At 60.7% G+C, this 15,263-nt stretch carries 13 protein-coding genes and 1 pseudogene; 8 read left to right on the plus strand and 6 right to left on the minus strand.

Going from position 1 to position 15,263, the window contains the following annotated elements; all coding sequences use genetic code 11:
- Positions 1-77: 77 nt before the first annotated feature.
- From AC1Q7H_RS06815 to AC1Q7H_RS06840, 6 genes are all read left to right on the plus strand, one after another.
- Positions 78-1,364 carry an MFS transporter gene (locus tag AC1Q7H_RS06815; RefSeq protein WP_211979626.1) on the plus strand — a complete coding sequence of 429 codons (1,287 nt, stop codon included), beginning with the start codon at positions 78-80 and terminating at the stop codon, positions 1,362-1,364.
- A 12-nt stretch (positions 1,365-1,376) separates the two neighbouring features.
- Positions 1,377-2,126 carry a creatininase family protein gene (locus tag AC1Q7H_RS06820; protein ID WP_013952076.1) on the plus strand — a complete coding sequence of 250 codons (750 nt, stop codon included), beginning with the start codon at positions 1,377-1,379 and terminating at the stop codon, positions 2,124-2,126.
- Between the two features lie 77 nt (positions 2,127-2,203).
- The gene (locus AC1Q7H_RS06825) at positions 2,204-2,668 is read left to right on the plus strand and encodes a RidA family protein (RefSeq protein WP_041228535.1); all 465 of its coding nucleotides are present in this window, start codon (positions 2,204-2,206) and stop codon (positions 2,666-2,668) included.
- Between the two features lie 114 nt (positions 2,669-2,782).
- Positions 2,783-4,057: a M20 family metallo-hydrolase gene (locus AC1Q7H_RS06830; RefSeq protein ID WP_211979624.1), complete on the plus strand. Its 1,275-nt coding sequence runs from the start codon at positions 2,783-2,785 to the stop codon at positions 4,055-4,057.
- 191 nt (positions 4,058-4,248) lie between these two features.
- Positions 4,249-5,592, plus strand: a complete 1,344-nt coding sequence (locus AC1Q7H_RS06835) for an MFS transporter (protein WP_013952073.1) — start codon at positions 4,249-4,251, stop codon at positions 5,590-5,592.
- A gap of 161 nt (positions 5,593-5,753) precedes the next feature.
- Complete coding sequence (locus AC1Q7H_RS06840; protein ID WP_041228786.1) at positions 5,754-7,235, plus strand: amidase; 1,482 nt, start codon at positions 5,754-5,756, stop codon at positions 7,233-7,235.
- A 311-nt stretch (positions 7,236-7,546) separates the two neighbouring features.
- Here the strand turns inward: AC1Q7H_RS06840 and AC1Q7H_RS06845 are convergent, their stop codons facing one another.
- Both AC1Q7H_RS06845 and AC1Q7H_RS06850 read right to left on the minus strand, forming a co-directional pair.
- Positions 7,547-8,008, minus strand: a complete 462-nt coding sequence (locus AC1Q7H_RS06845) for a DUF6130 family protein (protein WP_153954757.1) — start codon at positions 8,006-8,008, stop codon at positions 7,547-7,549.
- 242 nt (positions 8,009-8,250) lie between these two features.
- Positions 8,251-8,739: pseudogene (locus AC1Q7H_RS06850) on the minus strand (IS3 family transposase); the annotation flags it as partial.
- Positions 8,740-9,014: 275 nt separating this feature from the next.
- Here AC1Q7H_RS06850 and AC1Q7H_RS06855 point away from each other — a divergent pair.
- A complete protein-coding gene (locus tag AC1Q7H_RS06855; protein WP_013952069.1) occupies positions 9,015-10,679 on the plus strand; it encodes an ABC-F family ATP-binding cassette domain-containing protein in 1,665 nt (554 codons plus the stop codon).
- Between the two features lie 33 nt (positions 10,680-10,712).
- Here the strand turns inward: AC1Q7H_RS06855 and AC1Q7H_RS06860 are convergent, their stop codons facing one another.
- The 4 genes from AC1Q7H_RS06860 to AC1Q7H_RS06875 form a co-directional block, all read right to left on the minus strand.
- Complete coding sequence (locus AC1Q7H_RS06860) at positions 10,713-11,594, minus strand: NmrA family NAD(P)-binding protein (RefSeq protein WP_492381067.1); 882 nt, start codon at positions 11,592-11,594, stop codon at positions 10,713-10,715.
- Positions 11,595-11,628: 34 nt separating this feature from the next.
- Positions 11,629-12,201, minus strand: coding sequence for a TetR/AcrR family transcriptional regulator (locus AC1Q7H_RS06865; RefSeq protein ID WP_041228534.1), 573 nt, complete (start codon positions 12,199-12,201; stop codon positions 11,629-11,631).
- A 231-nt stretch (positions 12,202-12,432) separates the two neighbouring features.
- The gene (locus AC1Q7H_RS06870) at positions 12,433-12,996 is read right to left on the minus strand and encodes a glutathione S-transferase family protein (protein WP_492381068.1); all 564 of its coding nucleotides are present in this window, start codon (positions 12,994-12,996) and stop codon (positions 12,433-12,435) included.
- A 249-nt stretch (positions 12,997-13,245) separates the two neighbouring features.
- Positions 13,246-14,133: a LysR substrate-binding domain-containing protein gene (locus AC1Q7H_RS06875; protein ID WP_041228532.1), complete on the minus strand. Its 888-nt coding sequence runs from the start codon at positions 14,131-14,133 to the stop codon at positions 13,246-13,248.
- Between the two features lie 135 nt (positions 14,134-14,268).
- On the opposite strand from AC1Q7H_RS06875, the gene AC1Q7H_RS06880 reads away from it, so the two are divergent.
- Positions 14,269-15,258, plus strand: coding sequence for an SLAC1 anion channel family protein (locus tag AC1Q7H_RS06880; protein WP_013952064.1), 990 nt, complete (start codon positions 14,269-14,271; stop codon positions 15,256-15,258).
- Positions 15,259-15,263 lie beyond the last annotated feature (5 nt).

Here is a 15,263-nt window from a genome sequence, read left to right on the forward strand (position 1 = left end):
TGTTGGTGATTGCCCTTGCCGCTGCCACTATCCGATCCATCCACGCGGTACCCACATAAAAGACATTGGAGACAGGCATGCTGGTGATCCCGAGCGAAAGCGCAGTAGACGGCGCCTCAACCCTCTACAACAAGATCAACTGGCGACTTCTGCCCTTCCTGCTGATCTGCTACCTGTTCGCCTACCTCGATCGCGTCAACATCGGCTTTGCGAAGCTTCAGATGCAAGGCGACCTCGGCTTCTCCGATGCCGCATATGGCGTGGGCGCGGGGATCTTCTTTATCGGCTACGTGCTGTTCGAGATACCGAGCAACCTGATGCTGCCGCGCATCGGCGCACGCAAGACCTTCAGCCGCATCCTCGTGCTCTGGGGCATCACCTCGGCCTGCATGCTGTTCGTGCGCAACGTGCCGATGTTCTACGCCATGCGTTTCCTGCTCGGCATCTTCGAAGCAGGCTTTGCCCCGGGCATGATCTACTACCTGTCCTGCTGGTACGGGCCTCAGCGCATGGCGCGCGCCATTGCGATCGTGTTCCTTGCCGGCCCGCTCGGCGGCATTGTCGGCGGCCCGGTCTCGGCATGGCTGATCACCGCGCTGTCAGGCACCGGTGGCCTGGCCGGCTGGCAATGGATGTTCCTGGTCGAAGGCCTGCCCTGCATCGTGCTCGGCGCGCTCGCCCTGTATTTCGTGCCAAACCGTCCCGCCGACGCCGCCTGGCTGACCGAGCAGGAAAAACGCCAGCTCGCCAACGAAATCGGATCCAGCGCGGCGCACAATCATTCCTTCCTGGCCGTGGCTCGCGATGTCCGGGTCTATGTGCTGGCCCTGGCGTACTTCTGCATCATCGCCGCGATCTATGCGATCAGCTTCTGGCTGCCGACCTTCATCAAGGCCCAGGGCGTGAACGACACCGTGCAACTCGGCTGGTACTCGGCCCTGCCCTATGTCGCCGCGGCCTTCGGCATGTACTACATGGGCCGCCGCTCGGACCGGGTCGGGGAGCGCCGTTTCCACAGTGCCGTGCCCGCAACCGTCGGCGGATTGCTGCTCGCTGCGTCCATCCTCGTCGACGGCAATCTTGCGGCATCGCTAGTGTTGCTCACGCTCGGTACCTGCGCGCTGTGGATGGCCTACACGGTGTTCTGGGCCATGCCCTCCGAATACATCAAGGGCCCGGCGGCTGCAGGCGGCATCGCACTGATCAACACGATCGGGCTATCGGGCGGCTTCTGGGGCCCGGCCATCATCGGGTGGGCCAAGACCGCCACCGGCAACCTTCACCTCGGTGTGCTGATCCTGGCCGCGCTGCCAATCATCGCCGCACTGATCATCCTCGCCAACAAGCTTCCCGCGAAGCGGTAACAAGGAGTCGTCATGCTTCTACATCTCTCCACCTGGTCCGAAATCGAGCAGTTCCTCAAGCGCAGCCGCACGATCGTCGTGCCGATAGGCTCCAACGAACAGCACGGTCCCACAGGGCTGCTGGGCACGGACTGGCTCTGTCCCGAAATCATTGCGCGTGAAGCGGAAAAATCCGCCGATATCCTCGTGGCCCCCACGTTTAACATCGGCATGGCGCAGCATCACCTCGGCTTTCCCGGCACCATCTCGCTGCGCCCGTCCACATTCATCGCCGCGATCGGCGACTGGACCCGCTCGCTGGTGGTACATGGTTTCGAAAAAATCCTGTTCCTGAACGGCCATGGCGGCAATGTCTCGTCGATCGATGCCGCGTTCTCCGAGTTGTACGCCGAAGCAAGCTTTGCGCGTCGTCGTGCCGGCTTCGCACTGAAGCTCTGCAACTGGTGGGATCTCGCAGGGGTGGGCGAACTGGCACGAGACCAGTTCCCGACCGGCCACGGCGCGCATGCTACGCCTTCGGAAATTGCTATCACGCAGTACGCCTTCCCCGATTCGATCAAGTCGGCCGACTATGCGCCGCCCATTGCCCCGACCGGCCCGATCCGCGAAGCCCTCGACTTCCGTGCCCGCTTCCCGGACGGACGCATCGGTTCCGATCCAGGCCTGGCAACGCGCGAGAAAGGCCGCGCACTGGTCGAACTGGCCGCGCAGTCCCTGGCGCGCGAACTCGAAGCCTTCGGCCGCGAGCCGATGCCGGACTGAAACCGGTCTGCTGGCGCCACATGACTCGCGATGACTCCCCGTGGCGCCAGCCATATTGCCCTCCATCGACAAACATCATGCAATCACACGATATCCACCAAAGACTGAAAGCACTCGACATCGAGCTGTCCCCTGCAGGCGCGCCGGCTGCCGCATACGTAATGAGTGCGCAGAGCGGCAACCTTGTCTACCTCTCCGGCCACATTGCGAAGAAGAACGGCAACGTGTGGGTTGGCAAGCTCGGCGCCACGATGTCGACGGACGAGGGACGCGCCGCGGCCCGTGCGGTCGCGATCGATCTGCTGTCGACGCTTCAGGCCCACACCGGCGATCTGAATCGCGTCAAACGCATCGTCAAGGTCATGAGCCTGGTCAATTCAACGCCCGACTTCACCGGGCAGCATCTGGTCACCAACGGCGCATCGGAGCTGTTCGTCGACGTGTTCGGCGATGCCGGTAAGCATGCGCGGTCGGCATTCGGTGTCGCGCAGATTCCGCTGGGGGCCTGCGTGGAGATCGAAGTCTGCGTCGAACTGGACTGAGGCATCAGATCGAACCAAACAGTGCACGCAGATGAACTCTTAATATCCGCGCGACAACTTTCAACGCGGCAACCCGTTGCTCATGCGAAGCGACGCAACAAGGCAAGTAGCCAGATGAACGCCCCCACTCCTTCCTCCTCTCTTACCCCCGTCGGTCCCCGCATCAACAGCCCGCGGCTCTGGGAACATGTCAACGCCATGGCAAGGATCGGCGCCACGGCCAAAGGCGGCGTCAACCGCCAGGCGCTCACCGCAGAAGACACCCAGGGCAAGATGTTATTGCTCCAGTGGGCATCCAGGCGTGGCTATCAGACCTCGATCGACCCGATCGGCAATCTGTTCATCCGCCGCCCCGGAAGGAATCCGGGCCTCAGCCCGGTATTGACGGGTTCTCATCTTGACTCCCAACCGACCGGAGGCAGGTTCGACGGTGTCTACGGCGTGCTTGCAGGTTTCGAGGTACTCGAGACACTTGACGATCACGGCATGGAGACCGAACGCCCGATCGAGCTCGTTGTGTGGATGAACGAGGAGGGCTCAAGGTTCCCACCCCCCACGATGGGCTCCGCCGTTGCGGCCGGCGCGCTGCCGCTGACCGATGCATTGGCAATCAAGGACGTCAACGGGATCGATGTGGAAAGCGCATTGACGGCCCAGGTCGCCGAGCTGCCGGTTCTGGAGAAGCGCCCGCTTGGCATGAGCGGCTTTGCCTATATCGAAGCCCACATCGAGCAGGGCCCCGTGCTCGAGAACCAGGCATGCGATGTGGGCATTGTCACGGGCATTCAAGGGCTTCATGCCTACGAGATCCAACTGCTAGGCGCCGAGGCCCACGCGGGCACGACGCCGCTGCGGCATCGCAAAGACGCGTTGGTGGCCGCCACCACGCTCATCGGATGCCTTCGCGCCGCGATAGACGACCCCGAGGATATCCTGCGCTTCACCGTCGGAAGGCTGGAGGTTTATCCGGGATCGCCCAACACCGTGCCAGGCAGGGTGACATTCAATATCGATCTGCGGCATCCCGACCCCGATTCCCTCCTGCGTGCCGGCGAGACGATCCTTCAGCTTTGCTCCGGCGAGATTGAAGGCTGCCCGGTGTCAGCGAAGGTTCTGTTGAGGTCCACACCGATAACGTTCGACGATCGCGTGGTGGCAACCGTGCGCAAAGCTGCTGGTGGTCGGGCCATGAAATTCCTGAACATCGTTTCCGGCGCGACCCACGACGCCAAGTACACCGCACAACATATTCCCACCGGAATGATTTTCGTGCCTTGCGAGAAGGGCATCAGCCACAACGAGGCCGAGAACGCGCGCGAAGTCGATGTCGCGGCTGGGGCGCAGGTCCTCTGCGACGCCATGCTTGCGATCATGTCCGAACCACTATAAGCAGTTCCAACTGCCCACATCGATTTCGGACTGACGGCACACGGGCAGCCATCGGACGCGCGACCACCGCGAAGTGTCGGTCGACACAAAGCGAAGTTGCCATGCAGTAACGCCAAAACCATTTCGACCACGGATGCCGGCGCCGACGCGCACCGTGGCGACGCTATGCACACCAACCAAAGGAGAGGTCTGTGTCTCAGAAGGACCAAATTTCAGGGAGCAGGAGGGACGGTGCGTCCCTCTATCGAAAGGTAGATATACGCCTGCTGCCGCTGCTGTTCATTGGCTTCATGTTCGCTTATCTGGACAGAGTCAATGTAGGCTTTGCGAAGCTTCAGATGCAGAGCGACCTCGGCTTCTCCGACGCCGCCTACGGCATCGGGGCAGGAATATTTTTCGTGGGCTATGTCTTGTTCGAGGTGCCAAGCAATCTCTTGCTGCCCAGGGTTGGCGCCCGGCTTACCTTCAGCCGCATCATGGTGCTCTGGGGTATCACCTCGATGTGCATGGTGTTCGTCAATAGCGTTCCGGTGTTCTACGCCCTGCGCTTTCTGCTGGGCGTCTTCGAAGCCGGCTTCGCGCCGGGCGTCCTCTTCTACCTGTCGCGCTGGTATGGTTCGAGCCGCATCGCCGGCGCAATTTCGATAGTTTGGCTTGCGGGTCCTTTCAGCGGAATTGTTGGAGGTCCGCTGTCGGCGTGGATCATGACGGCTTTCGCCGGTACGGCCAGCCTCGCCGGTTGGCAATGGATGTTTCTCATTGAAGGCGCCCCCACCCTCGTGCTTGGCGTCGCGGCCTACTTTCTGCTGGTCGATGATCCATCCAATGCGAAATGGCTCAACGACACGGAGAAACGCGCGCTGGCTGCGGAAACGAACACGGCTGCAGACCGGCGGCACGAATCGTTTCTCATGGTACTGCGTGATCCCAAGGTGTATGTCCTGGCGGTAGCCTATCTGTGCATCATCGCGCCGATCTACGCCTTGAGCTTCTGGCTGCCGACAATCATCAAATCCGCCGGTGTCACCAGCACACAGACCCTCGGTTGGTATGCGGCCATTCCTTATGTGGCAGCGGCGTTTGCCATCTTCTTCGGCGGCCGCAGCTCCGACAGGCGTCAGGAGCGTCGAATCCACATCGCCCTGCCGGCTGCCATAAGCAGTCTTTGCTTCATTGGCTGGTACCTCGCCGACGGCAATCTCGCAGTGACACTGGTATGCGTTAGCGTCGCCACCGGCCTGATGTGGATGGCCAACATCGTCTTCTGGGCCGTCCCGCCCGCGTACATCAAGGGCAACGCACGAGCGGGAGCCATTGCCCTGATCAATACGATTGGCCTGTCTGGCGGCTTCTTCGGCCCAAGCATCATCGGCTGGTCGAAATCCGTGACCGGCAGCATCTACCCCGGGTTCCTGCTGATGGCAGCGATGTTGCTGATGTGTGCATTCATCATCCTGTTCCTGCGGCTGAAGCCCGGGGGCGATACTGCGCTTCGCCACGAGTCATTGCCGGCCAGTGTGGGTCAAGCTAAGTAAGCTCCTCTGGCCATTGATCACACATGCCTGTAGGCACTCGACTATGAAGTCCCCGGGGGGCCATGCGGGACAAACGTCTTTCGTTGCCTGCGGTCAGACCAGACAGGTGCGCAGCCCTTGCGATGCGCGCCCTCCCGATGTCCCTGAATGAGAACGTCCACATGAAGCTCGCCGAATACACCGCCCTTGACGGCATGGGGCTGCATCATCTCATCGCCACGCGAGAAGTGACCGCAATGGAAGTGGCGCAAGCCGCATTGGCTGCCATCGAGGCCGTCAATCCCCAGGTAAATGCTGTGCTCGATTACTGGCCCGAAGAGGTGGAGATACAGTCAGCTGGCATCGTGAGCGCCGATCCGAGACCGCTCGGCGGCGTGCCGTTTCTCCTCAAGGATCTCGGCGTCACCATGCAGGGACGCAGGAGCGAAATGTGCAGTCGCCTGGCGATGGGAACCGTCGCAAAGGAAGACTCGTACGTGATGACGAGCTTCCGTCAGGCAGGCCTGATTACGCTCGGGCGAACTGCCATGCCGGAACTGGCGGTTAGCACGACGACGGAACCCGTGCTGTACGGCCCGACGAGAAATCCCTGGAGTCTGCAGCATGGCGCGGGCGGATCGAGCGGCGGTGCAGGAGCGGCGGTGGCCGCCGGTATCGTTCCGATTGCGCATGCGACGGACGGAGGCGGATCGATACGGGTGCCGGCCTCCTGCAACGGGCTGTTCGGTCTGAAGCCGACCAGGGGACGCGTGTCGAACGGGCCCCACGTGGACGAAGTATGGAATGGTCTGGGCGTGCATTTTGCCGTGAGTCGAACTGTGCGCGACAGTGCAGCGCTGCTTGATGGCATCCACGGCGGCGGCGTGGGCGAGCCCTACTACATTGCCCCACCCAAAGACAGCTATCTGTCGGAGATCCGGCAGCAGCCGGGAAACCTGAAGATCGGGTTCATGATGAATCCATTCAGTGCCGCGCGTGCTGACACGGGGGTTGCTGATGCCTTGAGCAAGGTGGCCAGGACACTCGAGTCCTTGGGTCATCATGTCCATGAAGTAGCGCCAGACTTGGGTGTGAGCTGGGACGCCTTTGTGCAATGCAACGCGAAAATCTGGGCTGCCAACGCAGCGCTCCGGATCAACGGCATTGCCGCAGCCACCGGACGAACTGTGGATGAAAAACACCTTGAACCTGCAACGCTCGCGCTCTATCGATACGGCATTGAGATTGGCGCCGTAGAGCTCCTGTCGGCATTGCAGGTCAGAAATACGGTCACACGGGCGCTGGGTCGGTTCTTCGGCGACTACGACATTCTGCTGACACCGACGTTACCCGGACTTCCGCCTCGGATTGGTGAATACAACCGGGTGGAAACATCGGTCGATGGGCTTGGCTGGATCGCGCACGTTTTTAGCCAGTCACCGTTTACCGCGTTATCGAACGTGACGGGAACGCCAGCAATGTCAGTGCCGCTTTCCATCGACCCTCAAGCGGATCTGCCAATCGGCTCGCATTTTATGTCTGGCTTCGGGCGGGAGGACACGCTGTTCCGTCTGGCCGCACAATTGGAAGCGGCATGTCCTTGGCGCGAACGGCGGCCACCGGTATGGGCAGGATCAATCGTCAACAAGACGTCGAAACAGTAGCAGCCGCTATCCTGGCACCAAGTGGCGGAATCACAGCAGTGCATGCGGCGGCGCCGTCAACACCCATCAGGATTCCATGGGTCGCGCATGTGCGCTTGGCGTGCTCGCTGACTCGGGCTCTAAAGCGCGATGCATGGCTTGGCAACCCGTAAGCATCTTCGTTGCAAGGGCGCTGGGGCGGTTTCGGCCTGAGCGCCATCAGAACAATGGAGATGGAGCTCGCGGCTGAGAGTTTACGTTAGGTGAATTAAAGCAGATTCGTCATTGAAGCAGTCCGCGCGCCCGCCTGAGAGAGGCGGGCGCGCAATACATCAATGCTCATGCGGTTTCGAAACTCTCAGATCTGGGACCGTGACGGCGACCACCTCGGTAGCCAGGATCTTGTGGCTCGGATCAGCCAACTCTAGCCGAAGCTTGTGCGGCCCCGGCGTGAGCCCGACGACGATGATCGGGTCTTCACTGGTATGTGCCCAAGTGCCACGAACGTCGTCCACTGTTACGTGCAAATGCCCGATGCGTGGCGAGATATCGACTGCTGGCTTGCCAAATACCGGCATGACGCGGAAATTCTCCGTCCGGAATTGGACGATGACTACGCCGCGCGCAAGCGGCTCGGCAAGTGCCGGGTACGCTATCAGCTTGGGCGCTGGCTCGCCGCTGAGCGGAAGAATGGCAGGTGGCCGCACGGCATCCTGTGCTGTTTGCGCGGATGCGCCAATGCAGAGTGTCGCCGCAATCGCGGCCGTCGAAAGGTATTTCAGGTTGGAGCGCATGACATATCCATTTTCGCAGATGGGTTGCCTCGATGCGCGGGCCATGCAGAGCGATCGCGCGCAGTTTGAGGACAGTCTCCACATTTCATCACACGCCGGTCGACCGTTGTGGTGATGTTGTATGGGAAGGTATCGCTTGCCATTCCTGATACATAGCAATACACCATTCGTCGGTATTCCTGCCGGCAGGCTTCAAGTTGAACTGAGCTTCCCTCTGTTTTTGGCCTTCCAGAGGCCGCCGGTTATGCAGCCGCATCCTCGGTCTGTTGAGCCTTGAGCCAGTTTTGCAGGAACTGAACCGGTGATACAAAGCCCAGCGATGAATGACGGCGACTGCGGCTATAGAACACTTCGATGTATTCGAACAAGTCCGCCATTGCTTCCTGGTGCGTTCGGTAGCGCGTGGCGTGTACTCGCTCGTTCTTCAGGCTATTGAAGAAGCTCTCCGTAGGGGCGTTGTCCTGACAATTTCCTTTGCGGCTCATCGAGCAGCGCATGCCATATTCCGCCAGCACCTGGTTCGGCGCCGTCGGCGTGAAGCTGCGTGCCAGTAGATTCTCTGCAACGGGCAGCTTGTGCTTCGAGTCCGTCGTCACCTTGTAGCGCCGTTTGTGCCGGGCCCGGATGCCGTTGTCGCGCATGAGCCGCTCAACCCGCTCTTTGCTGGCCGGAAATCCACTTGCGACGAAGTCATGCACATACTGGGCCGCCGCCAAGCCACCAGACACTTCTAGCTCATAGTCGTGGCGGCGCAGCAGGAAATCAGGCCCAAAGTAGAAATCCTGAACGGCACTGTGGCTGGCGATAGCCGGGGGGAACTTCGCACGCAGAACCCGCCAGATTTCACCGTACTCGGCCGGAACGCCGGGTGCGCCAGGGACTGCCTCGCCTTGTGGCCGGTGTGCGCCGCAAAGCGCAAACGGCTCTTCACGCGCGCGGCCAAAAAAAGAGACAGCCCTGCACGTCCGGTCGGCTATCATGCGAATCCTCTCTGAAGTAGCTCCCTATGATTTCCGTCCGTAATGTCACGCTGCGTCGCGGCGTCAATGTCGTACTCGACCGCGCGTCCGTCACCTTCAACCCCGGCGAAAAGATTGGCCTTGTCGGCCGAAATGGCGCCGGCAAGTCATCCTTCTTCGGCCTTCTCAACGGCACGCTGCACGAAGACAGCGGCGAGTTCTCGATTCCCGCTGCATGGAAGATGGGCCAGGTCGCGCAGGAGATGCCGGAGACCGAGCAGAGCGCGACCGACTTCGTAGTCGAGGGGGATACCGTGCTGTTGGCCGCGCAGGCCGAAGTAGCCGCCGCCGAGGTCAGCGACGACGGTATGCGCATGGCGCACGCCTACATGGACCTGCACGACGCCGGTGCGCACGATGCCCCCGCACGTGCCCAAGCGCTGATCCTCGGCCTTGGCTTCAGTGCTGCGCAGCTTAGTCAGCCGGTCAACAGTTTCTCTGGCGGCTGGCGCATGCGACTGCAACTGGCACGCGCGCTCATGTGCCCGTCGAACCTGCTGCTGCTCGACGAGCCGACCAATCACCTCGACCTCGACGCGCTGGTCTGGCTGGAAGCCTGGCTCAAGCGCTATCAAGGAACCCTGGTAGTGATCAGCCACGACCGCGAATTCCTCGACGCGGTGACGCAGGTGACGGTGCACGTCGACAACGCCAAGCTCGTGCGTTATGGCGGCAACTACAGCAAGTTCGAAGACATGCGCGCTGAGCAACTCGTACTGCAGCAGGCCGCGATGGCCAAGCAGGCGGACAAGATCGCCCACCTGCAGAAATTCATCGACCGTTTCAAGGCCAAGGCCTCGAAGGCGAAGCAGGCGCAGAGCCGGGTCAAGGCGCTCGAACGCATGGAGAAGATCGCACCGGTACTTGCCGACGCAGAGTTCAACTTCGAGTTCAAGGAGCCGCTCAACGTTCCGAACCCGCTGTTGTCGATGCTGGACGCGAGCTTCGGCTACCCGGCGCCGACCGGCGCGCTGCCGGGCACGCCGCCCACGGTCATCGTGCGGGGCATCAACCGTTCCGTGCTGGCCGGGCAGCGCATCGGCATTCTCGGTGCCAACGGCCAAGGCAAGTCCACGCTGGTGAAGACGGTGGCGCACGCGCTGGCGCCGATTGCCGGCGAAATCAGCGAAGGCAAAGGCCTGAATATCGGCTACTTCGCACAGCAGGAACTCGACGTGCTGCGCCCGCTCGACACGCCGATGGAACACATGATCCGCCTTGCCAAGGACACGCCGGCGCACATGCGCGCTCCCGGCCAGAGTGGCACCGAACAATCGCTTCGCACCTTCCTCGGCACCTTCAACTTCAGCGGCGACATGGTCCATCAGGCGGTTAGCACGATGAGCGGCGGCGAGAAGGCGCGGCTCGTGTTGTGCATGATCGTGTGGCAGCGTCCTAACCTGCTGCTGCTCGACGAGCCTACCAACCACCTCGACCTGGCCACCCGCGAAGCGCTAGGCATGGCGCTCAACGAATTCGAAGGCACAGTGATGCTGGTCAGTCACGACCGGGCCCTGCTGCGCGCCGTATGTGACGAGTTCTGGCTGGTCACCAAGGGCGGCGTCGAGCCCTTCGACGGCGATCTGGACGATTACCAGCAGTTCCTGCGCGATGAAGCCCGTCGCATGCGCGAGCAGGCGCCCACACAATGAATGGATTGTGTGGGCTCCAGCTCCGGGTCGAGTTTATGCTTCGAAGACCTCGCGATTGGCCTCTACAAATTCAGCGACCGTCTGCGGCGCCTTGCCCGTGATCTCCTTGATGACGCCGTCAGTACCGGAGAAGATGCCGTTCTGATAGTCGACCGCGGTAGCCAGGAAATGCTGGATCACGAATTCCGGCAGGTTGTACTTCTCCAGATGCTCACGATATTGCTCAAGGGTCGACGGCGCATAGGTGATCTTGCGTCCCAGCACCTTGCCAATCTCATCGGCGATTTCTTGCTGGTTCAGCTCGACAGGACCAAAGAGGGAGTAGGCCTTGCCGATATGATTCGAAGGCTCAGCAAGGATATTTGCGATCAGACGGGCTTGGTCCTCGGCGGCAATCGGTGCATGACGACCGGCACCATAGGGCAACGTGATCTTTCCTTCCTGCACGAGAGGGTCGAGTACCCACGGAAAAGTCAGCCATTCGGAGAAGTAGGTCGGGCGAATATGGACGGCCGGCACACCGGACCAGTCGAGCACGCGCTCGGCGATCCAGTGGTCGCGGGCGGCATGGCTCTCCGAATCGTCCCGCGCCGAGATTTGCGACATCTCGATGACGACGTCTACGCCGGCGCGCTTTGCGGCATCGGCAAAGTATGAGGTGGCCTGAATGTAGCCCGGGCGAACCGGATAGCAGAGATACGCTCCCGCAACGCCTTCCATGGCGCGAATCACGTCGTCATGCTCGAGAAGGTCACCCACGAAGATCTCGGCGCCTTCATTGCGCAGCGCAGCGCTGCGCTCATCTTCCTGGTGTACGAACGCGCGAACCGCGTGCCCAGCGTTGAGCAGAAATCGGGTGGTGTAGATCCCGGTCTTGCCGGTGGCGCCAGTGATGAGATATTTGCGCCGTTCCATGTATTGCCCCAATCTGTGAATGTGTCCGACAGGTTTACATCGCCCCGAGGTGCTGCTTCACATCCTCCAGAATCGCCGCTGAAGCGTCGGAATCTTCAACGACTCTTGACATCGTTACGGCCCCAATCATGGCCGCCGCTGCAAACACAGCCGAGGACCTTGCCGCCTTTGGCGACTTGCCGTCCATTCGCTTCGCCAGTACATCGACCAGCTCTTCAAAACCTTGCGTGGCTGCCGCCCGCGTCTGCGCATCAGCCCTGGCGAGTTCGCTCCCCATAGCCGCCAGCGGACATCCGCCTGTCCGTGTGTCGCGGTGGTGCTCAGACACATAGGCATTGACGACGGCGGCAAATCCGTTGTCCGCATCGCTATCTCGCGCGGCGGCTTCCAGCCCGTCGATGACCTCGGTCATCGCCTGGGAACACGCTTCTGCGATCAGTTGATCCTTCGAAGAGAAATGCCGATAAAAACCGCCCTGCGTGAGGCCTAACGGCGACATCACGTTGTTCAATCCCGTCGCCTGGATGCCATGGATCCGGAACTCTCGCGCCGCGACCTCTACAATGCGTCGGCGGGTATCCGCTGTTTCAACCTTTGATTTCCGCATCACCTTTCTCCGTACCTTTGTGTGTGGTCGCTAACCATCTTATTTAGATGGTATGTAACATCTAAATGGAAGTCAAGGAAGAGAATTGCGGGGTGCCGGTGGACTTTTCGGCAGAAAAAAGTTACCCCTGCGGCGCTTCTGCTGCGCCGCGGGCAGGAAGATAGGGCCGCAAGTGAATCCTTATTCGAATGCCTTCAGTCCCTTCACTACGGCGGGACGTTGTGCGGCTGTCTAAAACCACCGCATAAGGGCCGGGTGATCCGACCACTGAATATTGCCGCTGAAGGTACTTGCGATGGTGAATGCCGCAATGTCGGCAAGCGAAAACGTATCGCCAGCCATGAACTCTGTCGACGTCAGGAATTGCTCCGCTTCGATGAGTGAGGCTCTTGCCAGTTCATGGATGTGCGAGGCGTGAGCGCCTGCGCCGATCTGCTCAAGCCGGAACGCACAGTGACTTACCGCGATCACGTCAGTCAGAAAATAGAAAAAACGCTCATAGACCTTGGCGCGTGCCACCGGATCGGCGGGCAGGAGCTTGTTCCTGGAGCGCTCGGCCGCAAACAGCATGATGGCATTCGACTGCGTCAACACGAAATTGCCGCCGTTCCGGTACTCGACAAGTACCGGAACCTTGCCGAAAGCATTCAGGACACGATGTTGCTCGCTGCGCTGTTCACCCGCAGCCAGATTGACCCGCGTGACCGTATAGGGGATGTCCGCCTCGTCAAGCGCGATCGCGGCACGGATACAGTTGCCAGTCAATGCTCCATACAGTTCGATCGAACCTTGCATGCGTCCTGCCTCATCCATGCGAGCCTCACACTAGGCTACCGGTAGATACGGGCGTGCCGGCTCAGCGGTCGTCTCCTGAAGCACCAATCGGACGTTCGTCTTCGTTACCAAGTTGTCGACGTCTAATAGTAGTCGGTGGATCTACCGGTCGCTCGTGACAACTCGCCGTCCATGCCCTGGCGTGCCCGGCTCGGTACGCCCGAGGCGGTGACCTGGATATCTGCGGGCCCCGAGCAAAGCATAAGCCCATTAGACGCCTAGTTCCTTCAACCGAGCCTTCAATCGTGGCCCGGCGAAATCAAGAAATGCGCGCAACTTCAGCGGCAGAATCCCCTGTCCAGGGTGAACCAGGCTGATGGGCCACGGCGCTGGCTCGAACGCTTCGAGCGTGGTCTTGACCGCACCGGCACGGATCGCGTCCGCCATCTGGTAGGACAGCACGCGAGTGAGGCCGACCCCGGCCACCGCCGCGTCGATTGCGGCTTCGGCAGTGCTCACGACAAGCCGCGAGCGGATGGGCACCTCCACCTCCGCCTTGCCCGACAGGAAAGTCCAGACTTGCCTGGATGCAATCTGATCCATGGTGATGCATGCATGGCCGGTTAGCTCAAGGGGGTTCGTCGGCGTGCCATGTTCATCGAAGTAGGCTGGGCTCGCGCATACCACCCGACGCGTTGTGCCAATCCGCGTCGCTATGAAACTGCTGTCGGGTAGTTCAGCGATCCGCACTGCGACGTCGACTTGCTCTTCAAGAAGATGCATCACACGGTCGGTCAGCACCATCCGCACATCGATGTCCGGGTAAGTCTTGAGGAATTCCGCGACCACCGGCAACAAGTGCAAGCGTCCGAAGACAATGGGCGCCGTCATGACAAGTTCACCTTTAGGCGCCGCGTATTCCCCCGATGCGGCACGCTCTGCTTCTCCAACTTCATCGAGAATGCGCCGGCACGCGGCGACATAGGACTGTCCGGCTTCTGTGAGCGCAAGTTGCCGGGTGGAGCGATGCAGGAGTCGGGTTTTCAGGTGTGACTCCAGTTCTGCGACCTTGCGGCTGACCGTTGCAAGCGGAATCTCGAGCTGCCGGGCAGCTGCAGAAAAACTGCCTGCGTCGACCACGGCCACCAGAATCGACATGGATTCGAAACGATCGGCCACGTTCTCATTTTTTGGGAGGGTGATTCTTGATGATGGCAGATTATCTTTCTGGGTGGAAGCGCCTACTATCCAGGCATTCCTCGGCGAACGCGTCGAGAGTCTGGAGAATGTGCTGTGTCAACACTATCGAGTACCCAACCGCAGGCTTTGCAACGGAACGCTTCCATCAAAAACTTGCCCGTCAACCTGTTTGCGTCCGTGATGGGCATTGCCGGGCTCTCGATCGCGTGGCGCCAGGCCAGCCAGGAATTTGGGGTAACGCCACTGATATCCGCGGCAGCCGGGATCCTCGCTATCGTCGTGTTCCTGGCGCTGAGCGCGGGGTATCTCGTCAAGGCAATCCAACATCCGGACGCGGTCCGCGGCGAGTTCCGACATCCCGTCGCTGGCAACTTCTTCGGCACGATCACGATCGCTATCCTGCTGCTCTCCTCGGTCGTTGCTCAACTTAGCCAGCCGCTCGCCGAAGTCATCTGGATAGTGGGCACAATTGCGACGATCGCGCTCTGTTTCACGATTGCGAGCCGGCTGCTGCAGGGCAAGATTGACGCTGCACACGCGGTTCCTGCCTGGTTTATCCCCGGGGTCGCCACTTTGGATATCGCGGTTGCAGGTGGAAGCATGCCAATGCCGTGGGCCCATGAAGTCAACATGTTCGCACTGGCCGTTGGGACAATGATTGCCCTCTTGTTCTTTACGATGATCATGTCGCGAATGATTCATCACGAGCCCCTGCCCGCCGGCATGGTTCCTTCCCTGTTGATCCTGATGGCACCCTTCGAAGTGGGCTTTCTCGCCTACACCAACTTTACGCAACGCGTCGACACTTTCTCCGGCTTGCTGTTCTACTTCGGCCTCTTCATATTCCTTACGCTGGCGCCTAAAGTCTTTCGCAAGGGAATTCCGTTCGCTTCCGGTTGGTGGGCCATCAGCTTTCCGATGGCGGCCCTCGCGAGTGCCGCGCTGAAATACTCGATGTTCGCCCAGGCCTGGCCCGTGACGGTGATTGCGATCCTCCTCCTCGCCATGCTGAGCATCGCGATCGTGGTTCTCCTTGTCAGAACCCTGCACATGCTTATAAATGGGAAGCTGCTCGCCGGTTGAAGCAG

This window comes from Cupriavidus sp. GW823-FHT06D04, from assembly GCF_058795055.1.

What these genes read in the sequence shown, in the direction of transcription:
- AC1Q7H_RS06815 (WP_211979626.1), top strand. Translation starts at nt 78, where the DNA reads ATGCTGGTGATCCCGAGCGAAAGCGCAGTAGACGGCGCCTCAACCCTC.
- AC1Q7H_RS06865 (WP_041228534.1), bottom strand. Translation starts at nt 12,201, where the DNA reads ATGCGGAAATCAAAGGTTGAAACAGCGGATACCCGCCGACGCATTGTA.
- AC1Q7H_RS06845 (WP_153954757.1), bottom strand. Translation starts at nt 8,008, where the DNA reads ATGCGCTCCAACCTGAAATACCTTTCGACGGCCGCGATTGCGGCGACA.
- AC1Q7H_RS06825 (WP_041228535.1), top strand. Translation starts at nt 2,204, where the DNA reads ATGCAATCACACGATATCCACCAAAGACTGAAAGCACTCGACATCGAG.
- AC1Q7H_RS06830 (WP_211979624.1), top strand. Translation starts at nt 2,783, where the DNA reads ATGAACGCCCCCACTCCTTCCTCCTCTCTTACCCCCGTCGGTCCCCGC.
- AC1Q7H_RS06840 (WP_041228786.1), top strand. Translation starts at nt 5,754, where the DNA reads ATGAAGCTCGCCGAATACACCGCCCTTGACGGCATGGGGCTGCATCAT.
- AC1Q7H_RS06855 (WP_013952069.1), top strand. Translation starts at nt 9,015, where the DNA reads ATGATTTCCGTCCGTAATGTCACGCTGCGTCGCGGCGTCAATGTCGTA.
- AC1Q7H_RS06820 (WP_013952076.1), top strand. Translation starts at nt 1,377, where the DNA reads ATGCTTCTACATCTCTCCACCTGGTCCGAAATCGAGCAGTTCCTCAAG.
- AC1Q7H_RS06860 (WP_492381067.1), bottom strand. Translation starts at nt 11,594, where the DNA reads ATGGAACGGCGCAAATATCTCATCACTGGCGCCACCGGCAAGACCGGG.
- AC1Q7H_RS06870 (WP_492381068.1), bottom strand. Translation starts at nt 12,996, where the DNA reads ATGCAAGGTTCGATCGAACTGTATGGAGCATTGACTGGCAACTGTATC.
- AC1Q7H_RS06875 (WP_041228532.1), bottom strand. Translation starts at nt 14,133, where the DNA reads ATGTCGATTCTGGTGGCCGTGGTCGACGCAGGCAGTTTTTCTGCAGCT.